Raw genomic sequence first — 21,965 nt, 5'->3', positions numbered from 1 at the left:
GGGAGAGCACATGATCGAGACCAGAACGCCTTCTCTGACCGCCCTCTTCACCGCACGCAGCGCCGCGCGGGCCGCCGCCCGGCGCGCCGTGCACGGCCCCGCGCCCTACGGTGAAGCGATGCAAGGATCCACCCCGCGGGAGCTCGGTCCCGCGGGCGCGCAGGCGCTGCTCGTGGAGGTCTTCGAGCCGAGCACCGACCGCCTCGCCCACTCGCTCGGCGTGGGGCGGCGCGCGGAGCACGTGGCCCGTGCCCTGGGTCTGCCCGACCTGCTGGTCACGGCGGCCTACCTGCACGACATCGGTTATGCCGCCGCGGCCCGCGACACCGGGCTGCACCAGCTCGACGGCGCCCGCTACCTGCGCCGTCTCGGCGCCTCCGACGCACTGACGAGCCTGGTGGCGCACCACACCTCGGCCCTCACGGAGGCCGGCGAGCGGCACCTCGACGCGCACCTGCGGGGCGAGTTCCCGCCGCCCGCGGACGGCGAGCTGCTCGACCTGCTCACGTACTGCGACATGACCACCTCGGCCAAGGGCCGCACCGTCACCATCGACGAGCGGCTGGACTGCATCTACGACCGCTACGCGCCGGGGCACCTCGTCTCGCGCAGCATCCACCGCGCCGAGCCGCAGCTGCGGCGCATCGTGTCCACGGTCGAGGAGCGCGTGCGGCTCAGGTAGGCCGTGCCCGGGCCGGGCGCGCTCAGGTCAGGAACGGCTCGGTGCGCGTGGTGTCCACCGCGTGGTCGATGCGCAGCCGCATCGACGGGTGGATCTCCAGCTCACCGAGCCGGTCCACGGGCTGCCACACGACCTCGCTGGACTCGCGCGAGATGCGTGCGCTGCCGCCGGTCACCGTGGCGCGCATGCAGATGGAGAACTGCGCGCGGACCTCGCCGTCCGAGTAGACGATCACGTGCCGGGGGTCGGTGTAGATCCCGACCAGGCCCGTGATCCGCACGTGGTACCCGGTCTCCTCCTCGGTCTCCCGGACGCCGGCCTGCCGCACCGTCTCCCCCGGGTCGATGCCCCCGCCCGGCAGCGCCCACAGGTCGTTGTCGGTCCGGTGGATGAGCAGCAGGCGGCCGCCGTCGTCGCGCACGGCGACCGTGACCGAGGGGACCACGGAGTTCACCACCGGCGCGGCCGGGTCGTCGAAGTAGTCGCGCCGAGACATCACGACTCCCTGTCCGGGTCCTCCGTCCGCGGCCAGACCGTCAGCGGCGGCGCGGCGTTCCAGACCCGCTCGAAACCCGCCTGGTAGGCGGGCGCCATCGACGCCTCGGGACCGTCCTTGAGGTGCAGCAGCGGGTTCGCCCCGGCGGGCGAGCCCCAGACGTGCGTGTTGACCAGCAGGTCGTCGTCGAACCGGAAGGTCGTGGCGTACAGCGTCTGGTCGTGCAGCCGCACCTCGACGCCCGGCGTACCGAGCGCGGGCGCCAGGTAGGCCAGCACCAGCGCGATCCGCCCGGCGAGGCCTGTACCGCCCTCCTCCTGGGTGCGCACCGCGACGGCGTCGCCGTCCGGGTCGCCCAGCAGCAGCCGCACGCGCACGCCGCGTTCCGCCATGGTGACGATCTCGGTGGTCAGGTCGAGCGTCTGGTCCGGCAGGAACGTCGCCGCGAACGCGTGCATCTCGAACCGCTGCTCGACGCCCGCCAGGAACGCCCGCCACGTACCGGACGGCACGGCGCGCCGCGCCGGGTACACGCCCACGATCTCCTGGGCGGCCGCCTCCGCGCGGTCGACGTCGCCCCACAGGGCCGCGACGTCGCAGCCCAGCGCGTCGGAGACCGCGACGCGATGGCGCGGGTGCGGGGTGCGCCCCTGCGCCACCCAGCGCTCCACGGTCTTCGGGTCGACGCCCACCGCGGCCGCGAGCCGTACCTGGCTCAGGCCCGCCTGGCTCATCGCCGCGACCAGTCTTTGGTTTCTCACGTGTCACCCCCTTAGGGACGTATCTATCACCGAAACGTCCCGGGCGCTGCCGATGGCACGTCCCATGCGTCCGGCGCATGGTGGTACCAGTCAGTCCACCTGCCCGACCCGTGTCCCGGAGAGCCTCGTGAACCCCATTGCCTCGCAGTCGGTCACAGAACGTCTTGGCGATGTCATCGATCTGCTGCGCCACGTCCGCGCGGACTGGATCGAGGTGCTGACGGTGACGCCCGAGCGCGTGTGCCTGCAGCCGTGGCACCTGGACGACGGCGAGAGCATCGCGCGGGCGCTGGGCCTGGACCACGCCATCGACCAGCGCATGCTGAACCCGGGCTACACGCTGTGGTCCGGCACCTGGCGCGGGGTCGAGGTCCAGGTGCGCGGTGCGCTGCGCGCCGGCGTCCCGGTGTTCTGACCTGAGCACGATTCGCCCGTCCGCGAACGCGGCCGCGCCCCTGGTCACGTCGAGCGCCGCACACCCTAGGGTGGGGGGATGACCGACGCGCATCACGAGCAGCCGGAGCAGGCCTCGCCTCGCCAGACCGTGCTCCTGGCTGCCTTCGAAGGGTGGAACGACGCGGGGAGCGCCGCCACGACGGCGCTCACGCACCTGGCCGAGGTGTGGGGCGCCGAGAAGGTGACCGAGCTCGACCCGGAGGAGTTCCACGACTTCCAGGTCAACCGCCCGTACATCTCGTTGGACGACGACGGGAAACGCTCCATCACCTGGCCGACGACCACGATCTCGGTCGCGCAGGTGGGCGAGCGCAAGGTCGTGCTGGTGCACGGCGTCGAGCCGTCGATGCGCTGGCGCAAGTACTGCGAGGAGCTGCTGCGGGTCGCCGACGAGCTCGGGGTCCGCACCGTGATCACGCTCGGCGCGCTGCTGGCCGACGTGCCGCACACCCGGCCCATCCCCATGACCGCGACCTCGGACAGCGTGGGCCTGCAGTCGGTCCTCGACATCGAGGCCAACACGTACCAGGGCCCCACGGGCATCGTCGGGGTGCTGCAGCACGAGGCCGCCGAGCGCAACCTGCAGTCGGTGAGCCTGTGGGCGGCCGTGCCGCACTACGTGGCCAACCCGCCGTCGCCCAAGGCGACGCTCGCGATCCTCACCCGCGTGGAGGAGATCCTCGGCGAGACCGTCCCGATGGGCGAGCTGCCCGACGACGCCGCGGCCTGGCAGCACGGCGTGGACGAGCTGGCGTCGGAGGACTCCGAGATCTCCGAGTACGTGGCGCAGCTCGAGGAGGCCAAGGACACCGCCGAGCTGCCCGAGGCGTCGGGCGACGCCATCGCGCGCGAGTTCGAGCGCTACCTGCGGCGCCGGGACGGCGGCGGCAAGGACAGCGGTCCCGAGCGGCTCTGACGGAACCCGCCGGCGTCCGCCGGCACAAGCACAGAGGCCTGAGCCCCCGGTGGGGCTCAGGCCTCTGACGTGTTGTCCGGCGTGACCATCACGCGCTGCTGGAGATGGGCTCGATCCGCACTCCGGCGTCCGGCCCGTGGAAGCCCACCCATGTCTCGAGACACCTTGCGGCGTCCTCGACGCGGTCGTAGACCGGGGCGTACCCCGGTCCGTTACGTACCACTCGGTATCGCGTGCTGCACCGGGGCGTCGTGGTGACGGTGACCCGGGTCTCACCCGTGAAGTCTTCCTCGTACTCCGTCATGCTCCCCATCCTGCCCCGGGTTAAATGCAAACGGAAGCAGGGGCCAAAACTAACCCGGTAAGCGCTTGACGCGGTTCTGGCCTACCTCGCCGAAACCGGGTCCGAATCGGCTTCCCGAGGGGTCAGAGACGCACTCCGAGCAGGGCGTTCACCGTCCGGGCGATGATCCCGGGGGCGCCCTCCTCGTCGGCCGAGGTGTCCCGCGACGGGTCCAGGGAACGCTCGGCCCACGCGTCGACGGCGGCCAGCGCGGCCGGTGCGTCGAGGTCGTCGGCCAGGGCCGCGCGGACCGCCGCGAGGGTCTCCGCGGCCGCCGGACCACCGTTGCCCGAGACCGAGTCGCGCCACCGCACGAGCCGCGCCTCGCCCGCCGGCAGCGACGTCTCGTCCCACTCCCACTCGGTGCGGTAGTGGTGCGCCAGCAGGGCCAGGCGGATCGCCATCGGGTCGTGGCCGTCGTCGCGCAGCCGGGAGACGAGCACGAGGTTGCCGAGCGACTTGCTCATCTTCTCGCCCTGGTAGGCCACCAGGCCGGCGTGCACGTGCGTACGGGCACCGGCCGCCTCGCCGCCCTCGTCCGCCGGGCACAGCAGGCGCAGGTGCGACGTCGACATCTCGTGGTGCGGGAACAGCAGGTCCGACCCGCCGCCCTGCACGTCGAACCGCTCGCCGGCGGCCAGGCCGAGCCCGTCGCGCGCGATCACCGCGCACTCGATGTGCCAGCCCGGCCGGCCCGACCCGAGCGGGCCGCCGTCCCACGCCGGCTCGCCCGGACGCTCGCGCCGCCACAGCAGCGGGTCCAGCGGGTCCTTCTTGCCCTCGCGGTCCGGGTCGCCGCCGCGTTCGGCGAACGTGGCCAGAGCCTCGGCCCGGTCGAGGTGCGCGACGGCGCCGAAGCGCGCGTCGGCGGTGAGGTCGGCGTATACGTCGCCCAGCTCCGGCGCCGAACCGCCGGCGCCCGGCTCCAGCGGCACCCGGTAGGCCGCGCCCGACTCCAGCAGCGCCGCCACGGCGCGCGCGACGTCGGGGGCCGACTCGACGGCACCGGTCCACGTAGCGGGCGGGACCACGCCCAGCGCCGTCATGTCCTCGCGGAACAGGGCGATCTGGGAGGCCGCGAGCTCGCGCCAGTCCATGCCGGTAGCCGTAGCGCGCTCCAGCAGCGGGTCGTCGACGTCGGTCACGTTCGAGGCGTAGGTGACGTCCTTGCCCGCGTCGAGCCAGGCGCGCACCAGCAGGTCGAACGTCACGTAGGTGTTGGCGTGCCCGATGTGGGTGGCGTCGTACGGCGTGATGCCGCACGCGTACAGCCGTGCCTGCGGACCGGGCGCCGCCTCCACGAGCTCACCCGTCGACGAGTCGTGGACCCGCACCGGGGCGACGGCCTCAGGGGCGGGGAGCTGCGGGACTTGGGGTGTGGGCCAGGCGTGCACGCGACCAACGATAACCGCCGCCTGTGACACTCCCCGACCATGTCAGGGCGCCGGGCGGTGTGTTCTACGCGACGCCGCCGGTCGCGTCGATCGTGCCCGACATGAGCAGGTACACGACGACCCCGGCGAGCACGAACCGGTAGTACACGAACGGCTTGTAGGAGTAGTTGGCGATGATCTTCAGGAACCCGATGATCACCGCGTAGCCGACGCCGAACGCCACGACCGTCGCCAGGAGCGTGGCCCCCCAGCCGGGCGACCCCGCGGGCAGCGGCTCGCCGAGCGTCTTGACGAGCTGGTAGAAGCCCGAGCCGAGCACGGCCGGGATGGCCAGCAGGAACGAGTAGTCGGCGGCGGCCTTGCGCGTGAAGCCCATGGCCAGGCCGGCGGTGATGGTGCCGCCGGAGCGGGACACGCCCGGCACCAGGGCCAGCGCCTGGGCGAAGCCGAAGGTGATCGCGCTGCGCCCGGTCAGCGACGTCAGCTCGCGCTCGCGCCGGCCGAAGATGTCCGCCAGGAGGAGCAGCAGCGCGAAGAACGCGAGGGTGAACACCGTGATCCACAGGTTGCGCAGCGTGGTCTCGATGTAGTCCTGGAACAGCAGGCCCAGCAGCACGATCGGGACCGACCCGAAGATGATGTACCAGCCCATCGCGGCGTCCGGGTCGGCGATCACGCCGGGGCGGCCGTGCCGCACGTCGACGGAGCCGGGGCGCGGGCCCAGGCCGACGCGGGCGCGCCAGCCCTTGCCGTTGGCGCCCGTCAGGGCCCTGTACCAGGCGACGAGGATGACGCCGATCTTCTTGCGGTAGTAGATGATCACCGCGGCCTCGGTGCCGATCTGCGTGATGGCCGTGAAGGCCGCGCCAGGGTCGCTCGACCCGATCAGCTCACCGACGATCCGCAGGTGCGCCGACGAAGAGATCGGGAGGAACTCGGTCAGGCCCTGAACCAGGCCCAGAAGGATGGCTTCCCACGCAGTCACGGGCGGTGACACTACCCCAACGGCGCGCCTCCTGACGCACCCGTGTACGGCGCAGGTAGCCTGCCGCACATGGAACGACGCCGGGTGGGCAGGTCGGGCCTGCGGGTCTCGGAGCTCGGGCTCGGCACCATGACATGGGGCCGCGACACCGACGAGATCGACGCGGCCGAGCAGGTACGGGACTTCCTCGACGCCGGCGGCACCCTCGTCGACACGGCGGCGAGCTACGCCGACGGCGACTCGGAGCGGGTCATCGGCACGCTCCTGGGCGGCAAGGTGGCGCGCGGCGAGCTCGTGCTCGCCACCAAGGCCGGCATCCGCGCCGAGTCGCGGCCCGACGGCGGCCCCGGCCGCGTCGTGGACGCCTCTCGCGGCGCGCTGCTGGACAGCCTGGACGAGTCGCTGGTGCGCATGGGCACCGACCACGTGGACCTGTTCCTCGTGGCCTGCCCCGACCCCAACACGTCGCTGGAGGAGACCTGCAACGCGCTGCGGATCGCCGTGACCAGCGGCCGTGCCCGGTACGTGGGGCTGAGCAACCACCCCGGCTGGGCGACGGCGCGCGTGGCCACGCTGCTGGAGCCCGACGTCGGCCTGGCCGCCGTCGAGCTCGAGTACTCGCTGCTGCAGCGCGGCGTGGAGCGCGACGTCATCCCCGCCGCAGACGCCCTCGGGGCCGGGCTGCTCGCCTGGTCCCCGCTCGGGCGCGGCGTGCTCACCGGCAAGTACCGGCGCGCCATCCCCGGCGACTCCCGGGCCGCCGGGTCGCTGGCGGGCTTCGTGCAGCCGTACCTGGAGGGGCCGGCGTCCGCCGTCGTCGAGGCCGTGGCGACCGCCGCCGAGGGGCTGGGCCGCGCCGCCGGCGAGGTGGCGCTGGCCTGGCTCCTGGAGCGCGAGGGCATCGCGTCGGCGATCGTGGGCGCGCGGACGCCCACCCAGCTTCGGTCCTCGCTCACGGCGGCGACCCTCGAGCTGCCGTACGAGGTGCACGCCGCGCTCGACGACGTCTCCGCCCCCGACATCGGTTACCCGGAGCGCTGGTGACCGCCCGCCCGCCGGTGTCCTGGCCCGTGCCCGGTCAGCGCTGCTGCGCGGGCTGCGGCTCCTCCTCGGCCTCGTCCAGGTCGTCGTCGAAGTCGATGTCGTCGAGGTCCTCGTCCGACTCGTCGTCGTCGTCGTCGTCGTCCACCTCGTCGGCCAGGTAGAACGGAGTTACCTCGCCGAACACTGTCGCCAGGGAGTCCTCGTACACCTCGTAGGCATCGGCGAGCACGTCGTAGGCGTCGTCGACTGCGGGGTCGTCGTCACTCCGGCGAGTGGCGACCGCGTGGTGGTGGGCCTCGAGTGCGGCTACGAGGCGGTCGAGCGCGGCACGCGGTTCAACGGTCATGCCTTGAAGGTAGCGCCCCATGGGCCACAATGGGCAGACGAAAATTGTTGCTGTCACCGGTCTGCAACCAAACCGGCATAAACTGACCTCACCCGCGACCCGAGGACGGTGCATCAGATGGCGAGAGACGGCTCCGTGTTCCGCAAGAACAGTCAGTACGAGTACCGCGTCGTGACCTTCGAACCGGACACCACCGTGCCGGACGCCCGCAAGGCGCTCACCGACGAAGCCGAGTACGGCCGTTGGGAACTGGCACGGACCCTTCTCTACATCGGCGGCAGACGCAAGGTCTGGCTCCGCCGCAAGATCATCAAGGTCTCCTCGACCCTCTGACCCGCCGGGCCCGCCGGCTCTCCGCTGGCCGGCCTGCCTCCGCTGGTCGAGCCTGTCGAGACCGACAAGCTCGACCAGCGCACGTCAGCAGGTACCGAGCAGGCGGTCCAGCACGCGCGTGCCGAACTTGAGGGCCTCGGTCGGCACCCGCTCGTCGACGCCGTGGAACATGCCGGCGAAGTCGAGGTCGTTCGTCAGCTGCAGCGGCGCGAAGCCGTACCCGGTGATGCCCAGGCGGTGCAGCGACTTGTTGTCCGTGCCGCCGGACAGCGTGTAGGGCAGCACCTTGGCGCCCGGGTCCTCGGCGTCGATCGCGGCGACCATCGCGTCGACCAGCGACCCGCTGAACGGCACCTCCAGGGCGGTGTCCAGGTGGATCGGCTCGATCCGGACGTTCGGCCCGGCGAGCTCGCGCAGCGTGGCCATCCCGGCCTCCTCGTGGCCCGGCAGGAGGCGCACGTCCACGGTCGCCTCGGCCCGGCCGGGGATCACGTTGGCCTTGTAGCCGGACTCCAGCTGGGTCGGGTTGGACGTGTTGCGCACGGTGGCGCCCACGAACTTCGCGACGGGGCCGAGCGCGTCGACCAGGGCGTCGATCGTGGTCGGGTCCTCGTAGTCCACGGGCAGGCCCGTCAGGTCGCTCACGCCGCGCAGCAGGGCGTCGACCGTGGGCGTGACCGTGTACGGCCAGGCGTGCTGCCCGATCCGCGCGACGGCGGCGGCGAGCTCCGTGACCGCGTTCTCGCGGTTGACCTGCGAGCCGTGCCCGGCGCGGCCGTCGGCGATCAGGCGCAGCCAGGCGATGCCCTTCTCCGCCGTCTGCAGCAGGTAGGCACGCTTGCCGTCCACCTCGACCGAGTAGCCGCCCACCTCGGAGATCGCCTCGGTGGCGCCCTCGAACAGCTCGGGCCGGTTGTCCACGGCCCAGCGGGCGCCGTAGACGCCGCCCGCCTCCTCGTCGGCGAAGAACGCGACCACGACGTCGCGCGCGGGCTTGCGGCCCTCGCGCACCATCTGCCGCACGACCGCCAGGATCATGGCGTCCATGTCCTTCATGTCGACGGCGCCGCGGCCCCACAGGAGCCCGTCGGTGAGCTCGGCGCCGAACGGGTCCACGGTCCAGTCGTCCTTCGCGGCGGGCACCACGTCGAGGTGCCCGTGCAGCACCAGCGCGGGCCGGGTCCGGTCCTGCCCCTCCAGCCGGACGACGACGGAGGCGCGCCCCGGGCTGGACTCGAACAGCTCGGGCGCCAGGCCGACCTCGTGCAGCAGCTCCATGACGTACTCGGCAGCGGCACGCTCCCCCGGGCCCTCGTTGTCGCCGTAGTTCGAGGTGTCGATCCGGATCAGCTCCTGGCAGATCCGGATGACCTCGTCGGCGGCGGTGAGCACGGGCGCGGAAGTCGGAACAGTCTCAGTCACAGGGGCCACGGTAACCGGCCGGGCAGCCCGGCCGGTCAACCGTGGCCCCGCGTCTCACGACTCAGACGAGGCCGCGGCGCTCCAGCAGCGGCGTGATCTCGGCCGCCCGGCCGCGCAGGTCCGCGAACGAGGCCAGCGGGTCCTGCGACCCGCCGCGGGCGAGCAGCTTGCGCCGGAACGCCTCGCCGTTCTCCCGGGTCAGCCCGCCGTTCTCGGCGTACCACTGCACGGTGTCGGCGTCGAGCACCTCGGACCAGATGTACGAGTAGTACCCGGCCGAGTACCCGCCGCCGAAGATGTGGTTGAAGTAGGTGCTGCGGTACCGGGGCGGCACGGACGCGAAGTCCACGCCCGCGGCCGCGAGCGCCGCCGCCTCGAAGGGCAGCACGTCGTCGACGGAGGTCGGCACCTGGTCGGGCGTGAGCTGGTGCCAGGCCTGGTCGAGCAGCGCGGCGGCGAGGTACTCGGTGGTCGAGAAGCCCTCGCCCCAGACGCGGGAGGCCAGCATGGTCTCCACCCACTGGGCGGGCATGGGCTCGCCGGTGGCGTGGTGCAGCGCGAAGGACGTGAGGATCTTCGGCTCCCAGGACCACATCTCGTTGACCTGCGAGGGGTACTCGACGAAGTCGCGCGGCACGGAGGTGCCGGACTGCGACGGGTAGCGCACGTCGCTGAGCAGGCCGTGCAGGGCGTGCCCGAACTCGTGGAACAGGGTGGTCACCTCGTCCCACACGAGCAGCGTGGGCTCGCCGGCCGGCGGCTTGACGATGTTGAGGTTGTTGACGACGACGGGCCTCTCGCCCAGCAGGTCGCTCTGGACGACGAGGCTGTCCATCCAGGCGCCGCCGCGCTTGGACTCGCGGGTGTAGAAGTCCGCGAGGAACAGGCCCAGGCCCGTGCCCGGCTCGCCCGGCTCGACGGCGTCGAACACCTCGAAGACGCGGACGTCGGGGTGGTAGCCGGGCAGGTCGGGGCGCTCGACGAAGGAGAGACCGAACAGCAGGCCGGCGGCCTGGAAGACGCCGTCGTGCAGCACGCGCTCGAGCTCCAGGTACGGGCGCAGGGCGGCGTCGTCCAGGTCGAAGCGCTCCTTGCGCACGGCCTCGTTGAGGTAGGACCAGTCGGCGGCGGCCACGCCGTCCGCGGCCGGCGAGCCGCTCACCTTGGCGAGCTCGGCCGCCTCGCGCCGCGCGTTGGCGACGGCGGCGGGCGCGAGGCGCCCGAGCATCTCGTTGACGGCGGTCGTGGTGCCGGCGGTCGCGTCGGCGGCGATGTACGCGGCGTGGTGCTCGTAGCCGAGCAGCTGGGCGTGGTGGGCCCGCAGGCGCGCGAGCTCCAGGAGCACCTCGCGGGTGTCGTTCTCGCCGCCGGCGGCGCCGCGCGCCATCGAGGCGCTCTGCACGCGCTCGCGGGTGGCGGCGTCCTCCAGCGAGGCGAGCACGTTCTGGTGCGTGAAGAGCTGCATCTCCAGCAGCCAGCCGTCCTGGCCGCGCGCCTCGGCGGCGGCGCGGGCGCCGGCCTTGGCGTCGGCCGAGAGCCCGGCGAGCTCGGCCTCGTCGGTCACGAGCACGCTTGCCTCGTTGGCGCCGGCCAGCAGCTTGCGCCCGAAGCTCGCCTCCAGCGTCGTGATGCGCGCGTTGAGCTCGCGCAGCGTGTCCTGGTCCCCCGCGGACAGCGCGATGCCGGAGCGCTTGAACCGCGTCAGCTGCTTCTCGAGCAGGTAGGCGGTGTCGGGCTCGAGCACCAGGTCGCCGGCGGCCGCGGCGTCGGCCAGGGCCTTCGCGCGCGCGTGGAGGCGGGCGTCCATGTTGATCGCGTCCTGGTGGGCGGCGAACAGGGGCGCGAGCCGCTCCTGGACGTCCTCGAGCCCGGGGGTCGAGTCCGAGGGCAGCTGGTTGAAGTACGCGCGGGCGGCGCGGCCCAGGAGCTGGCCGGAGCGCTCCAGCGCCTCCAGCGTGTTCTCGACGGTGGCGGGCTCGGGGTTGGCGGCGATCGCCTCGACCTCGGCCCGGTGGGCCGCCATGCCGGCCAGGATCGCGGGCTCGTAGTGCTCCTCGCGGATCGCGGAGAAGTCGGGCAGGCCGTACGGAAGGGCGGACGGCGCGGCGAAGGGGCTGGCCGGGTCCAGCTCCGTGGGCACGGTGGTCTCATGGGTCGAGGTCATGGGGAACATCCTCGCCCATGGGCCGACGCGGGGCCGCACGCTTTCCGTGGGGTCGGCACGGCGGTCTAGGGTCGTGGGCGTGGAACCTCTCCGGCTCGTGGGCACCTGGGACTTCCGGCGGGAGATCCGGCACGCGGACGGCGCCGAGTACTCCGCCGACGGCGAGGCCCGGTTCTCGGTGGAGGACGACGGCCGCGTGCGCTGGGCGGAGCACGGCACCCTGCGCTGGGCCGCCGGCACGACGCCGGTCACCCGCACGCTGTTCGTCGTCCGGGAGCCGGTGCCCGGGGAGGCGCCGTCGGGCGACCGCGCGCCACGTTGGCGCGTGACCTTCGAGGACGGCCGCGACTTCCACCCCTGGACCGCCGGCGCCGTCGAGCACCTGTGCGGCCGGGACCTGTACCAGGGCGGCATCGAGGTCCCGGTGCGGCAGGCGCCGTCGTGGGAGCTGCGCTGGCACGTGACGGGCCCGGCGAAGGACTACCTGATGCACACCTGGTACACGGAGCGCTGAGCTCGGCAGTCCGCCCGAGCGCTCGGCAGTCGGCATCGAGATCGGCTCAGGCCTGAGCCGATCTCGATGCCAGCTGCCGAGTCCGCGGTGCGAACTGCCGACGCTCAGCCCGTCACGGCAGCACGTTCGGGTTGTCCGCGTGAGTGAGGGTCTCCCACGCTACGAACAGGTTGTTGGTGCCCGCCGGGCGGGTGGACTCCGTGAGGGCCTGGGTGTTGCTCATGGCGTGGCCCTGGCGGTTGTGCAGGGCGTTGAAACCGACCTCGGTCACCGGGCCCAGACCCAGGTTGAGCGATCCGCCGCAGAGCCAGGACGGCACGGCCGTGCCCCGCTGGTAGGTCGAGTGGAACCCGAGCGCGTGCCGCAGCCGCTCCCCCACCTGCGGGTACAGGTCGTCACCCTGGATCGCGGCGGTCTCGGCCACGTGCGAGATCGCCGAGATGCCGTAGCCGGTGTGCGTGAAGTCCCGGCAGGTCTCCTGCGACAGGCCGTTGACCAGCGTGCGCTGGTTGTGCCAGTACGAGAAGATCTGGTCCGGCGTGTCCCGGCCGGAGCCCGGCACGGTGCGCGGCACCGAGCCGTCGGAGGTCAGGTAGATGAACGCGGGTACCCGCACCAGGAACCGCTGCCGGGCCGAGGCGTAGGCGTTGCGGTCGTCGAGGAAGATCGAGATGCCGACGGCGGCCTCCATCATCGACAGCTCCCAGTTGCCGTTGCTGTTGGAGCCGTTGATCACCTCGGGCAGGTAGACGTTCCGCAGCATCGTCTCGAACCGGTCGACGTCGGCCGCCGCCCAGCCCGCGCCCGTGTACCGGATGATCTCCGCGGCGCGCGGCCACACCGAGCCGGCCCACGCCGTCTGCAGCGGCGCGTTGGAGTTGGTGTGGTCCCGGATCACCGGCGACCACGCGTTCATGATCGAGATCGCCTTGTTCGCGTACCGCGTGTCCCGGGTGATCGACCAGGCCAGGGCGTGGGTGTACGCCGCGATGGCGTCCTCGCGCTCGTCGGTGCACCCGTAGTTCGGGTTGGAGTACGACCCGCACTCGACCACCGCCCGCGGGTGCGGCGTGTAGGACAGCGACGCGTACCGGCTGCCCATCATCGAGTCGTAGGCGCTGCGCCAGGGCTGGGCGCCGGCCTGCACGCGGCCCCGGATGAAGTCGAGCTGCGGCGCGCTGACGTGCACGCCGGGGTGCGTGAACGTGGTCGGCACGTCGGCTGGGGCGGCGTCCGGCACGGCGTCCGGCGCGCCCGCCGTCTGCTGCCCGACGGCGGCGCGCGGCCCGGGTGCGGCGGCCGCGGTCCCGGCGGCCGCGGGCAGGACCAGCCCGACGGCCACGACGAGGGTGACCAGGGTGCGGGCGGACGCCCTGCTGCTGCGGATCCTCATCAGAAGCCTCCCGTGATGCGCGTGAACTCGAACCCGGGCTGGTCCCGGTTGACGGACCAGAACGCGAGGCGCGTCAGGCCGTTGTTGCGGGCGTAGTCGCGGATCTGCGTCCAGGCAGCGGTGGTGGTGACCTCGCCCTGGTCGGAGCTCCCGTTCATGCCGGAGATGCCCATGTGGGCGTACGCCTGGGCGTCGGTCCAGCCGTTGGCCGACTTGAGCTGGTTCTTCAGCCCCTCGGACGCGTTGACCGTGTCCTGCGCGATGTTCGAGGAGCCGAAGTTGAACGGCATGATCGTGTAGTTGTCGATCGGGACGCCGAGCTGCGCGGCCCGGTTGATCAGCCGGGTGCCCGCGCCCTCCGGGCCGCCGCGGCCGGTGCCGATGGTGACGGCGATCTTCACGTTCGGGTTGTTCTGCTTCACGATGATCAGGCCCTGGAGGATGCGGTCCTGCACCGTGTAGTTCTCGAACTCGTCGGAGTTCTCGATGTCGAAGTCCACGACGTTCGGCTGGTGCGCGTTGATGACCTGCTGCACGGCCCCGGCGTACGCGGCCGGCGTCGAGCAGTTGGGGCCGAGCTTGTTGCCGGACCAGCCGCCGAACGAGATCTGCACCTGGCCGCCCGCGGCCTTGATCGCGTTGATGGTCTGCTGGTCGACGCCGCCGGCGAGCGGGCGGCTGCCGTCCCACGCCGGGTTGCAGCCCCCGGACGAGAGGATGAACGCCATGGTGAAGGCCTTCACGCCCGTCTGGCTCATGACCGACGTGGCGCTCGGCGGGTTGCCCCAGCCCAGGTAGAGGTAGGGCGCACCCGGCATCTTCGCCGGGTTCGGCTCGGGGTTGCCGCCGCCGGACGGGAGCGTCCAGCGCTGGTTGGCACCCGCGAAACAGTCCCAGGTCTGCAGCGGCGTGCCGTCCGCGGAGCTCGGTCCCGTCGCGTCCAGGCACTTGCCCAGGGCGCGGAGCGTGCCGTCCGCGCCGGCGGTCCAGCGCTGCGCGGCGCTGCCGTTGCAGTCCCAGAGCTGGACGCGGGCGCCGTTCGCGGTGCTCGCGTCCGCAATGTCGAGGCACTTGCCGAGCGCCCGGACCGTGCCGTCGGTGCGCACGTCCCAGCTCTGGGCGTTCGTGCCGTTGCAGCCGTAGAGCTGGATCTGCGTCCCGTTCGCCGAGCCGGCCGCCGCGACGTCGACGCACTTGCCGCCGTAGCCCGTGATGGCGCCCGTGGCCGCCTGCGCGGGCAGCGCACCGCCGCCGAGCGTGAGCACCGTGGTGAGCGCCAGGGTCAGTGTCGCGAGGCCGCCGAGGACACGGCGCCTTAGACGTGCTTGCATGGTCGTCCTCCTCAAACTTTCAAGCCTGTAAGTGAGGAGAACGTACGACTTCTTTGACACCCGCAACATTGGGGCTTACCCGTACAGGCACCACACAGGTTCGCCGGCCCCGACGACGTCGAACAGCCGCCGGACGACGAAGGGCACCGGCTCGCGGGGTGCGAACCGGTGCCCGACGGCGGGGTGGCGAGGTCAGAACCCCGCGGTGATCCGCGTGAACTCGAGGTCCTGCTGGGCGATGCCGCTGCAGTTGGACGTCACGCCGCCGCCCTCGCAGCCGCGGTCGCGGTTCACGGCCCAGTACGCGAACCGGGTCAGCCCGTTGGAGCTCGCCCAGTCCCGGATCTCCGTCCACTGCGCCGGCGTGGTGGTCTCGCCGACGTCGGACAGCCCGTTCATGCCCGAGATCCCGGAGTACGAGTAGGCCTCGGCGTCGGACCAGCCGTGCGCGGCCGCGAGCTGGTCCTTCAGTCCCTTGGCGGCGTTGATCGTGTCGGCCACCATGTCGGAGCCGCCGAAGTCGAACGTCATGATCGTGTAGTTGTCGATCGGCGTCCCCAGCTCGGCGGCGCGCGTGATGAGGCGCGAGCCCGCCCCGCCCGGGCCGGTCGTCGTGGTCGGGATCGTCACGACGGCCTTCACGCCGGGGTTGTTCTCCTTGACGATCGCGATCCCCTGCAGGATCCGGTCCTGGACGGCGTAGTCCTCGTACTCGTCGGTGTTCTCGATGTCGAAGTCCACGACGTCAGGCCCGTGTGCGTCGATGACCTGCTGCACCGCGCCGGCGAACGCCTCCGGGCTGGAGCAGTTCGGGCCCAGCTTGTTGCCCGAGTAGCCGCCGAAGGAGATCTGCACCTGGCCGCCCGCGGCCTTGATCGCGTCGATCGTCTGCTCGTCGGTGCCGCCGGTCAGCGGACGCTGCCCGTCCCACGCGGGCGTGCAGCCGCCGGACGACAGCATGAACGCCATGGTGAACGCCGAGACCCCGGTCTCGCTCATCACCGAGGTGGCGCTCTGCGGGTCGCCCCAGCCCAGGTACAGGTAGGGCGCGCCGGGCATCTTCTCCGCCAGGGCCTGCGGCTCCGCCGTCGCGCCGGTCCGCGAGCCGGCGATCTCCATCGCGCCGGCGCCGACCATGCCGCTGCCGGCCAGGACCATCGCGGTCACGGCGCCGAGCAGTGCGAGGCGCCTCGGGTTGGTCTTCATCGTCGTCTCCCGAAGATGTCGGTCGGATAAGTAAAGAGACCGTACAACCGGGGTGAAAAATGGCGCATCAGGGTAATCACGTACGTCTCAGGCACGGACGTGAGTCAGGTTGCCCGCCGCGTCCAGCCGGATCTCGGCGTCCAGGCCGAGCCGCTCCAGGAACGCCGAGTCGTGGCTCACCACCAGCAGCGCGCCCCGGTACGCGGACAGCGCGTCGACGAGCTGGTCGGTGCTCGCGATGTCGAGGTTGTTCGTCGGCTCGTCCAGCACCAGGAGCTGCGCCGGCGGGTCGGCCAGCAGCAGCCGCGCCAGCGCCACCCGGAAGCGCTCGCCGCCCGACAGCGTCGCCACCGGCCGGTCCACCGCAGCGCCGCGCACCAGGAACCGCGCCAGCAGGTTGCGCAGCTCCCCCGGCGCCACGTGCGGCGCGCCCTCGCGCACCGCGTCCAGCACCGACGACGCGTCGGGCAGCACGTCGACCCGCTGCGGCAGGTACGCCGCGCGCTCGGTCAGCAGCTCGCCCGTGGCGACGGCCCGCTCGCCGTCCACCTCGCCGTCCACCAAGCCATCCGCGCCCGAGAGCAGGCGCTCCAGGAGTGTCGTCTTGCCGACGCCGTTCGGGCCCGTCAGCGCGATCCGCTCCGGACCCTGGACCACCACCTCCCGGCCGTCCGCGCCCCGCAGCACCGCCAGCCGGCGCCCGGCCGGCACGCCCGGGTCGGGCAGGTGCACCGAGATCCGGTCGTCGTCCCGCACCGCGCGCTCGGCCAGGTCGACGGCGGCGCGAGCGGCGTCCACCTTGTCGTCCAGCATCCCGCGCCGCGACCCTGCCGACTTCTCCGCGCTGTTGCGCCGGTCGTTGATCACGGCCTTGACGTACTTGCTGTTCGCGGCGTCCTTGCGGCCCTTGCGCTCGCTGTGCGCGATCCGCTCCTCCGCCTCGATCCGCTGCCGCTTCTCGCGGCGCAATGTCTGCTCGGCCGCGCGCAGCGTCTGCGCGGCGGCCTCCTGCTGCACCTCGAGCCACGCCCGGTACTCAGAGTACGGGCCGCCGAACGTCGTCAGGGACCCGGCGCGCAGCTCCGCCGTGTCGTCCATCAGCTCCAGCAGCGCCAGGTCGTGCGAGACGACGACGAGCGCGCCCCGCCAGCCCTTGACCAGCTCGTACAGCCGCTCGCGGGCGTCGCCGTCGAGGTTGTTGGTCGGTTCGTCGAGCAGCGCGACGGCGGCTCTCCCGCTGGACTGGCGCAGCCGGACGCCGGTGATCGCGGTCAGCATGGTCTCGCCGCCGGACAGGGTGGCGACCGAGCGGTCGAGGCCGGTCGGCAGGCCGGTCGCCGACAGCAGCGCGACGGCCCGCTCCTCGACGTCCCAGTCGTCGCCGACGACGTCGAAGTGCGCCTCGGCGACGTCGCCCGAGTCGATGGCGCGCAGGGCCTGGACGACGGGCGTGATGCCGAGCAGGTCGGCGACCGTCGCGTGCACGTCGAGCGTGATCCGCTGGGGCAGATAGTCGGCGGTGCCGCTCAGCGCCACGCGGCCCGACGTGGGCGGCAGCAGGCCGGCGACGACGCGCAGCAGCGTGGACTTACCGGCTCCGTTGAGGCCGGTCAGGCCGGTGCGGCCGCGGCCGAAGGCGCCGGAGACGTGATCGAGCGCGACGGCGCCGTCGGGCCAGGCAAAGGTGACGTCGTGCAGCACGACAGAAGGGTTGGACAACACAGCAAGGACTCCCGGGAGGTGGCATGGTGCCGACGCCCGGTGCCCTCGCAGGAGGGCAGGCGTCAGCGCGAGGTGGTCTCGTACCGGGAGATGCCTGTCATCACAGTCCTTGTCAGTCGCTCCCTCACACGCGCGGCACACCCGCAGGAGCGGACACAGCCTGACATGGGACGACGCCGGGGCGCAACGTGAATCACGGCACCTCGCCGCGAGCCACGCGCGCCCCGGCACCGTCACCGTCCGGTGAGCACGGCCCCGCGGATCCGCTCGCTGCGCAGGAACAGGCCGGCCCAGATACCCACGGCGAAGACGACGGGCGTGAGCGTGTGCGCGAGGGCGTCCTCCAGGCGGATGTGCGCGGCCACGGCGCCGCCCAGGTAGGCGGTCAGGAGCAGGGCGCCGAGGAACGCCGTCCAGGGCACCACGTAGAGCAGCACCGCGACGCCCTGCAGCACGCCGATCAGAAGGACCGCCGAGGCCGGGTAGCCGATGGCCTCGAACATGCCCACCGACCGGTCGGACTCGGTGAGCTGGCCGTACGCGCCCTGGGCGAGCTGTGCCGCCACGACCAGCGTGACGACCCAGCCGAGCACGGGGGCCGCCCGCCGGAGGACCGGCTCGGCGGCGCGGAGGTGGGTGCGGGCGGGGGCGCGTGTGCGACTGGGGGCTTCGGTGCGGGTGGGGCCGGAAGCATCGAGGGACATGGCGTGGTCTCCGTTTCGTGCGACGACGGCGGCGCGGGTCCCGGAAACGTACGGCGCGGCCCCGCCGGAGAACACGGGGTTAACCGTTTAACAGGGGCGCCGGGGCGCGGGCCTCAGGGCTCCGGTGCCGTGAGGTACCGCTGCACGGTGGGCCCCAGCCAGGCGACGACGTCCGCCCTGGTCAGGTCCGCGGCGGGACCGAACCGCAGTACGTACCGCACCAGCGCCATGCCGAGCACCTGCGAGGCGACGAGGGCGGCGCGGCGCGCCGCGTCCTCGCGCGTCGCGACGAACCGGTGCGCGAGCGGCAGGATCTGGCCGGCGAACACGTCGCGCATCCGCGCGGCCCCGGCCTCGTTCGTCACCCCCACGCGCAGCAGGGTCTGCAGCACGCTGTCGTGCTCCCAGAGGTCGAGGAAGTGCCCCACCACCACCGCCCCGACGTCGTCCACGGGGATCTCGGCCAGGTCCGGGAGCACCAGCTCGACGTCGATGACAGCCGCGAACAGGCCCTCCTTGGAGCCGTAGTAGCGCATCACCATCGACGGGTCGATGCCCGCGTCCTGTGCGATGGCGCGCACCGTGGCGCGCTCGTAGCCGTCGGCCGCGAAGCGCTCCCGGGCCGCCGTCAGGATCGCCGCGCGGGTGGCGTCGGACCGGCGGCGCGGTGCATCGGTCTCCGTCATGCCAACAACTGTAGGCCAACATCCGTTGACCTTGGCCCGACGGGTCGGCTACTTTGGTCAACAAGCGTTGGCAAACACGCGTTGACAATGCCGCCGGACAGGTGCCGTCGGACGAGCACAGGAGGACACCATGGACACGGACGTCATCGTCGTCGGAGCCGGGCCCACCGGCCTGCTGCTCGCCGGGGACCTCGCCACCGCCGGCGCACGTGTGCTGGTGCTGGAGAAGCGGCCGGCGGCGCTGAGCAACCTGACCCGCGCCTTCGCCGTGCACGCCCGCAGCCTGGAGACCCTCGACGCGCGCGGCCTGGCGGACGAGCTCCTGACCACCGGGCAGCCGGTCGGGAGCCTGCGGATCTTCCGGCGCCTCACCGTCGACCTGGCCGACCTGCCGTCCCGGTTCACGTACGTGCTGGTCACGCCCCAGTACGAGGTGGAGCGGCTGCTGCGCCGCCGGGCCGAGGAGGCGGGCGCCGTGTTCCGGTACGACACGCAGGTCAGCGGCCTCGCCCAGGACGCCGACGGCGTCACGGTCACGATCGCCGACGGCTCGACCCTGGACGCCCGGTACCTCGTGGGCACCGACGGCGCGCGGTCCACGGTGCGCGCCGCCGTCGGCATCCCGTTCCCGGGCCAGGCCGTGATCCGCTCGATGGTGCTGGCCGATGTGCGGCTGGCCCGGCAGCCGGCCGACCTGCTCACGGTCGCCGCCGCGAACGACTCGCTCGGGTTCCTCGTCCCGTTCGGGGACGGCTGGTACCGCTTCATCGGCTGGCACGGCAACCGCGACGTGAGCGAGGACGAGCCCGTCGACCTCGACGAGGTGCGCGCCATCGCGCGCGCCACGCTGCACGACGACTTCGGCATGAGCGAGGCGCGCTTCCTGTCCCGCTTCCACGCCGACGAGCGGCAGGCCCCCACCTACCGCGCCGGCCGGGTCTTCCTCGCCGGCGACGCCGCGCACGTGCACAGCCCCGCGGGCGGCCTGGGCATGAACACCGGCATGCAGGACGCCGCCAACCTCGGCTGGAAGCTCGCCGCCGCGCTCCGGCTGCCCGACGACGCGGCCGGCGCGGTGCTGGACAGCTACGACGCCGAGCGGCACCCCGTGGGGCGTCAGGTGCTGCGCACCAGCGGCGGGATCCTGCGGGTCGGGACTCTGCCGGGACCGTTCGTCGCGGCGGTGCGGAGCGGCGTCGTCGGCCTGGTGTCGCGGGTGGGGCCTGTGCGGCGCCGGGCGGCGCTCACCGTGTCCGCGCTGGGCGTCGCCTACCCGCGCCCGCGCGGGGCGCACCCGCTGGTCGGCACCCGGGCGCGGGACCTCCCGCTGGAGGGCGGCACACGGCTGGCGGAGGCGCTCCGCGCGGGCCGGTTCGTGCTGGTGGCGCCGGCCGGGGCGCCGACACCGGACCTGCCGGCCGCGCTCGGCGAGGTGGACCCCGCCGAGCGCCTCGTGACCCGCCGGACCGACGGGGGCGCGACCGCCCTGCTGGTGCGGCCCGACGGATACGTGGCCGACGCGGCCGCGGGTGCGTGACCCGCGGCCCCGCCGTGCCGTGGCCGGCTACTCGTAGCTGTAGCTGGAGGTGGTCTCGCTGAAGAAGCCCTCCCGGAACTCCGGGATGCTGAACAGGATGACGAGCCCGACCACCGCGAGGAGGGTCAGGCCGATCGTGACCCAGCCCGTGATGAGCCCGGCCAGGCCCATGCCGCCGTTGTCCGCGAGGCCCTCCTTCTGCGCCTTGCGGCTCAGGTGCCCGGTGATGACGGCCGGGATGGCGGCGAGGAACCCGACCGCGCAGCTGAACAGCATGATGACGCTCAGGATGCCGAGCACGAGGGACCAGATGCCCAGGGCGTTCTTCTCGGGCGGGGCGACGTAGCCGTAGGCCGCGCCGTACTGGTAGGGCTGGCCGGGATACGGCTGGGCCGGGTAGGGCTGTCCCGGGTAGGGCTGGGCCCCGTATGGCTGCCCCTGTGGGTCGGGCTGCCCGTAGGGGCTGGGCGGTACCGGCTGCTCAGACGCCGGCTCCGGCCGGGCGCCCCGGTCGGCGGGCTGCTCGGGCGGGTCGTAGGGCGACTTCCACTCGTCGGGCTGGGTCATGCTTCCACCTTCCACCAGGTACGCGGGACGCCGCGGGCCGCACGCGGCCGGGCCGTGCTCGTGCGCGGGCCGCCGCTCACGACTGGGACACGGAGAACGCGGCGCCGAGCAGCCCGAAGAACAGGAAGAGGATCCACACGACCACCCCGAGGCCGAAGAGGCCCACGTTGACCCAGCCGAGGACCAGCCCCGCCGTCGCCGAGCCGGGGTTGTTCGCGAGGCCCTCGCGGACCGCCTTGCGGCTCGCGTTCCCGGTGAAGATCGCGACGATGCCCAGCACGAGGGGGCACATGATCCAGCTCAGGATGCCCGTCACCAGCGACCAGACGCCCAGGTCGTTCTTGGGCGGCGCGGGCGCGTAGCCGTACTGGTACTGGGGCTGGTACGGCTGGACCTGGCCGGTGGGGTACTGCCCGGAGGCGTACTGGCCCGACGGGTACTGCGCGGGCTGACCGGGGACGTACTGGCCCGAGGCGTACTGGCCGGACGGGTACTCGGCCGGCTGGCCCGAGGCGTACTGCTCCGGGTGAGCCGCTGCGTCCTGGACCGGCGGGACCGGCGGACCCGGCAGGTGCTGCACGGGGTGGCCGTACGCCGGCGCGGCGGGCGGCGTCGGCGTGGCGGGCGGCGTCGGCGTGGCGGGCGGCGTCGGCGTGGCGGGCGGCGTCGGGGACGCGGCCCCGTAGGGCGACGTCGGCTGCTCGGCCGTCGGCTGCTCGGACGCCGGTTGTGCGGACGCCGGCTGCTCCGCCGTCGGCTGGTCGGGCGCCGGCTGGTCCTGCGGGCCGGTCGCGGCGGGCCCGTCGTCGGGCTGGGTCATCGTGCTGCCTTCCGTGGTTCAGCCGCGCCAGGTGGCGCGGGCGGGTGGGAGCGCGATGACGAGCCCCAGCCGGAGCGACTGATCGAGCATCAGCACCACGACGATGCCGTAGGTGGCGACGCTGCCGATGGTCTGGGCCGCGA

23 protein-coding genes are annotated in these 21,965 nt (G+C 72.8%); 7 read left to right on the top strand and 16 right to left on the bottom strand.

What is annotated here, in order from left to right; translation table 11 throughout:
- Positions 1 to 10 precede the first annotated feature (10 nt).
- Complete coding sequence (locus tag ACFU5G_RS11840; RefSeq protein ID WP_377244145.1) at positions 11 to 682, top strand: HD domain-containing protein; 672 nt, start codon at positions 11 to 13, stop codon at positions 680 to 682.
- Positions 683 to 704: 22 nt separating this feature from the next.
- Here the strand turns inward: ACFU5G_RS11840 and ACFU5G_RS11835 are convergent, their stop codons facing one another.
- Together ACFU5G_RS11835 and ACFU5G_RS11830 are read right to left on the bottom strand one after the other, a co-directional pair.
- Complete coding sequence (locus tag ACFU5G_RS11835; RefSeq protein ID WP_121383417.1) at positions 705 to 1,178, bottom strand: NUDIX domain-containing protein; 474 nt, start codon at positions 1,176 to 1,178, stop codon at positions 705 to 707.
- Complete coding sequence (locus tag ACFU5G_RS11830; protein ID WP_377244142.1) at positions 1,178 to 1,939, bottom strand: XRE family transcriptional regulator; 762 nt, start codon at positions 1,937 to 1,939, stop codon at positions 1,178 to 1,180. The genes ACFU5G_RS11835 and ACFU5G_RS11830 overlap by 1 nt, the downstream gene beginning before the upstream one ends.
- A gap of 127 nt (positions 1,940 to 2,066) precedes the next feature.
- Here ACFU5G_RS11830 and ACFU5G_RS11825 point away from each other — a divergent pair, with 127 nt between their 5' ends.
- A complete protein-coding gene (locus ACFU5G_RS11825) occupies positions 2,067 to 2,354 on the top strand; it encodes a hypothetical protein (protein WP_020014714.1) in 288 nt (95 codons plus the stop codon).
- A 78-nt stretch (positions 2,355 to 2,432) separates the two neighbouring features.
- Positions 2,433 to 3,311, top strand: a complete 879-nt coding sequence (locus tag ACFU5G_RS11820; RefSeq protein WP_020014713.1) for a PAC2 family protein — start codon at positions 2,433 to 2,435, stop codon at positions 3,309 to 3,311.
- Between the two features lie 88 nt (positions 3,312 to 3,399).
- On the opposite strand, the gene ACFU5G_RS11815 is transcribed toward ACFU5G_RS11820, so the two are convergent.
- The 3 genes from ACFU5G_RS11815 to ACFU5G_RS11805 all read right to left on the bottom strand — a co-directional run bounded on the left by ACFU5G_RS11815 (position 3,400) and on the right by ACFU5G_RS11805 (position 6,033).
- The gene (locus ACFU5G_RS11815; protein WP_020014712.1) at positions 3,400 to 3,615 is read right to left on the bottom strand and encodes a hypothetical protein; all 216 of its coding nucleotides are present in this window, start codon (positions 3,613 to 3,615) and stop codon (positions 3,400 to 3,402) included.
- Between the two features lie 122 nt (positions 3,616 to 3,737).
- Positions 3,738 to 5,048 carry a cysteine--1-D-myo-inosityl 2-amino-2-deoxy-alpha-D-glucopyranoside ligase gene (gene mshC, locus ACFU5G_RS11810; RefSeq protein WP_377244139.1) on the bottom strand — a complete coding sequence of 437 codons (1,311 nt, stop codon included), beginning with the start codon at positions 5,046 to 5,048 and terminating at the stop codon, positions 3,738 to 3,740.
- 64 nt (positions 5,049 to 5,112) lie between these two features.
- Positions 5,113 to 6,033 (bottom strand): undecaprenyl-diphosphate phosphatase, encoded by a 921-nt coding sequence (locus tag ACFU5G_RS11805; RefSeq protein WP_377244136.1) that lies wholly within the window; start codon positions 6,031 to 6,033, stop codon positions 5,113 to 5,115.
- Between the two features lie 69 nt (positions 6,034 to 6,102).
- Here ACFU5G_RS11805 and ACFU5G_RS11800 point away from each other — a divergent pair, with 69 nt between their 5' ends.
- A complete protein-coding gene (locus tag ACFU5G_RS11800) occupies positions 6,103 to 7,077 on the top strand; it encodes an aldo/keto reductase (protein ID WP_377244133.1) in 975 nt (324 codons plus the stop codon).
- Positions 7,078 to 7,111: 34 nt separating this feature from the next.
- On the opposite strand, the gene ACFU5G_RS11795 is transcribed toward ACFU5G_RS11800, so the two are convergent.
- The gene (locus ACFU5G_RS11795; protein ID WP_377244130.1) at positions 7,112 to 7,423 is read right to left on the bottom strand and encodes a primosomal protein; all 312 of its coding nucleotides are present in this window, start codon (positions 7,421 to 7,423) and stop codon (positions 7,112 to 7,114) included.
- A gap of 117 nt (positions 7,424 to 7,540) precedes the next feature.
- Here ACFU5G_RS11795 and ACFU5G_RS11790 point away from each other — a divergent pair, with 117 nt between their 5' ends.
- Positions 7,541 to 7,756 carry a DUF5703 family protein gene (locus ACFU5G_RS11790; RefSeq protein WP_020014707.1) on the top strand — a complete coding sequence of 72 codons (216 nt, stop codon included), beginning with the start codon at positions 7,541 to 7,543 and terminating at the stop codon, positions 7,754 to 7,756.
- Positions 7,757 to 7,840: 84 nt separating this feature from the next.
- Here the strand turns inward: ACFU5G_RS11790 and ACFU5G_RS11785 are convergent, their stop codons facing one another.
- Entirely contained in the window at positions 7,841 to 9,178 is a 1,338-nt protein-coding gene (locus ACFU5G_RS11785) for a M20/M25/M40 family metallo-hydrolase (protein ID WP_377244127.1), read from the bottom strand.
- 61 nt (positions 9,179 to 9,239) lie between these two features.
- Complete coding sequence (locus ACFU5G_RS11780; protein WP_377244124.1) at positions 9,240 to 11,342, bottom strand: M3 family metallopeptidase; 2,103 nt, start codon at positions 11,340 to 11,342, stop codon at positions 9,240 to 9,242.
- A 79-nt stretch (positions 11,343 to 11,421) separates the two neighbouring features.
- Here ACFU5G_RS11780 and ACFU5G_RS11775 point away from each other — a divergent pair, with 79 nt between their 5' ends.
- Positions 11,422 to 11,856 (top strand): DUF6314 family protein, encoded by a 435-nt coding sequence (locus ACFU5G_RS11775; RefSeq protein WP_377244121.1) that lies wholly within the window; start codon positions 11,422 to 11,424, stop codon positions 11,854 to 11,856.
- Between the two features lie 112 nt (positions 11,857 to 11,968).
- Here ACFU5G_RS11775 and ACFU5G_RS11770 read toward each other — a convergent pair whose 3' ends face one another.
- The 6 genes from ACFU5G_RS11770 to ACFU5G_RS11745 all read right to left on the bottom strand — a co-directional run bounded on the left by ACFU5G_RS11770 (position 11,969) and on the right by ACFU5G_RS11745 (position 18,898).
- Positions 11,969 to 13,249 carry an alginate lyase family protein gene (locus ACFU5G_RS11770; RefSeq protein ID WP_377244118.1) on the bottom strand — a complete coding sequence of 427 codons (1,281 nt, stop codon included), beginning with the start codon at positions 13,247 to 13,249 and terminating at the stop codon, positions 11,969 to 11,971.
- Positions 13,249 to 14,580 (bottom strand): ricin-type beta-trefoil lectin domain protein, encoded by a 1,332-nt coding sequence (locus ACFU5G_RS11765; RefSeq protein WP_377244115.1) that lies wholly within the window; start codon positions 14,578 to 14,580, stop codon positions 13,249 to 13,251. The genes ACFU5G_RS11770 and ACFU5G_RS11765 overlap by 1 nt, the downstream gene beginning before the upstream one ends.
- Before the next feature lie 192 nt (positions 14,581 to 14,772).
- Positions 14,773 to 15,786, bottom strand: coding sequence for a chitinase (locus ACFU5G_RS11760; protein ID WP_377244112.1), 1,014 nt, complete (start codon positions 15,784 to 15,786; stop codon positions 14,773 to 14,775).
- An 87-nt stretch (positions 15,787 to 15,873) separates the two neighbouring features.
- On the bottom strand, positions 15,874 to 17,487 hold the full coding sequence (locus ACFU5G_RS11755; RefSeq protein WP_377244109.1) for an ABC-F family ATP-binding cassette domain-containing protein: 1,614 nt from the start codon (positions 17,485 to 17,487) through the stop codon (positions 15,874 to 15,876).
- 254 nt (positions 17,488 to 17,741) lie between these two features.
- The gene (locus ACFU5G_RS11750; protein WP_377244106.1) at positions 17,742 to 18,212 is read right to left on the bottom strand and encodes a DoxX family protein; all 471 of its coding nucleotides are present in this window, start codon (positions 18,210 to 18,212) and stop codon (positions 17,742 to 17,744) included.
- A gap of 113 nt (positions 18,213 to 18,325) precedes the next feature.
- Entirely contained in the window at positions 18,326 to 18,898 is a 573-nt protein-coding gene (locus ACFU5G_RS11745) for a TetR family transcriptional regulator (RefSeq protein ID WP_377244103.1), read from the bottom strand.
- A 130-nt stretch (positions 18,899 to 19,028) separates the two neighbouring features.
- Here ACFU5G_RS11745 and ACFU5G_RS11740 point away from each other — a divergent pair, with 130 nt between their 5' ends.
- Entirely contained in the window at positions 19,029 to 20,435 is a 1,407-nt protein-coding gene (locus ACFU5G_RS11740; RefSeq protein ID WP_377244100.1) for an FAD-dependent monooxygenase, read from the top strand.
- Positions 20,436 to 20,462: 27 nt separating this feature from the next.
- On the opposite strand, the gene ACFU5G_RS11735 is transcribed toward ACFU5G_RS11740, so the two are convergent.
- Together ACFU5G_RS11735 and ACFU5G_RS11730 are read right to left on the bottom strand one after the other, a co-directional pair.
- The gene (locus ACFU5G_RS11735) at positions 20,463 to 21,002 is read right to left on the bottom strand and encodes a DUF4190 domain-containing protein (protein ID WP_377244097.1); all 540 of its coding nucleotides are present in this window, start codon (positions 21,000 to 21,002) and stop codon (positions 20,463 to 20,465) included.
- Between the two features lie 76 nt (positions 21,003 to 21,078).
- Positions 21,079 to 21,822: a DUF4190 domain-containing protein gene (locus ACFU5G_RS11730; protein ID WP_377244094.1), complete on the bottom strand. Its 744-nt coding sequence runs from the start codon at positions 21,820 to 21,822 to the stop codon at positions 21,079 to 21,081.
- Between the last annotated feature and the right edge of the window lie 143 nt (positions 21,823 to 21,965).

The organism is Promicromonospora sp. NPDC057488 (genome assembly GCF_042802395.1).
Taxonomy (GTDB): Bacteria; Actinomycetota; Actinomycetes; order Actinomycetales; family Cellulomonadaceae; genus Promicromonospora.
The sequence above is the reverse complement of the archived record's forward strand: the minus strand, read 5'-3'. Positions and strand labels throughout refer to the sequence as shown.

What these genes read in the sequence shown, in the direction of transcription:
- ACFU5G_RS11840 (WP_377244145.1), top strand. Translation starts at nt 11, where the DNA reads ATGATCGAGACCAGAACGCCTTCTCTGACCGCCCTCTTCACCGCACGC.
- ACFU5G_RS11835 (WP_121383417.1), bottom strand. Translation starts at nt 1,178, where the DNA reads ATGTCTCGGCGCGACTACTTCGACGACCCGGCCGCGCCGGTGGTGAAC.
- ACFU5G_RS11820 (WP_020014713.1), top strand. Translation starts at nt 2,433, where the DNA reads ATGACCGACGCGCATCACGAGCAGCCGGAGCAGGCCTCGCCTCGCCAG.
- ACFU5G_RS11815 (WP_020014712.1), bottom strand. Translation starts at nt 3,615, where the DNA reads ATGACGGAGTACGAGGAAGACTTCACGGGTGAGACCCGGGTCACCGTC.
- ACFU5G_RS11800 (WP_377244133.1), top strand. Translation starts at nt 6,103, where the DNA reads ATGGAACGACGCCGGGTGGGCAGGTCGGGCCTGCGGGTCTCGGAGCTC.
- ACFU5G_RS11795 (WP_377244130.1), bottom strand. Translation starts at nt 7,423, where the DNA reads ATGACCGTTGAACCGCGTGCCGCGCTCGACCGCCTCGTAGCCGCACTC.
- ACFU5G_RS11790 (WP_020014707.1), top strand. Translation starts at nt 7,541, where the DNA reads ATGGCGAGAGACGGCTCCGTGTTCCGCAAGAACAGTCAGTACGAGTAC.
- ACFU5G_RS11780 (WP_377244124.1), bottom strand. Translation starts at nt 11,342, where the DNA reads ATGACCTCGACCCATGAGACCACCGTGCCCACGGAGCTGGACCCGGCC.
- ACFU5G_RS11770 (WP_377244118.1), bottom strand. Translation starts at nt 13,249, where the DNA reads ATGAGGATCCGCAGCAGCAGGGCGTCCGCCCGCACCCTGGTCACCCTC.
- ACFU5G_RS11765 (WP_377244115.1), bottom strand. Translation starts at nt 14,580, where the DNA reads ATGCAAGCACGTCTAAGGCGCCGTGTCCTCGGCGGCCTCGCGACACTG.
- ACFU5G_RS11760 (WP_377244112.1), bottom strand. Translation starts at nt 15,786, where the DNA reads ATGAAGACCAACCCGAGGCGCCTCGCACTGCTCGGCGCCGTGACCGCG.
- ACFU5G_RS11750 (WP_377244106.1), bottom strand. Translation starts at nt 18,212, where the DNA reads ATGTCCCTCGATGCTTCCGGCCCCACCCGCACCGAAGCCCCCAGTCGC.
- ACFU5G_RS11745 (WP_377244103.1), bottom strand. Translation starts at nt 18,898, where the DNA reads ATGACGGAGACCGATGCACCGCGCCGCCGGTCCGACGCCACCCGCGCG.
- ACFU5G_RS11740 (WP_377244100.1), top strand. Translation starts at nt 19,029, where the DNA reads ATGGACACGGACGTCATCGTCGTCGGAGCCGGGCCCACCGGCCTGCTG.
- ACFU5G_RS11735 (WP_377244097.1), bottom strand. Translation starts at nt 21,002, where the DNA reads ATGACCCAGCCCGACGAGTGGAAGTCGCCCTACGACCCGCCCGAGCAG.
- ACFU5G_RS11730 (WP_377244094.1), bottom strand. Translation starts at nt 21,822, where the DNA reads ATGACCCAGCCCGACGACGGGCCCGCCGCGACCGGCCCGCAGGACCAG.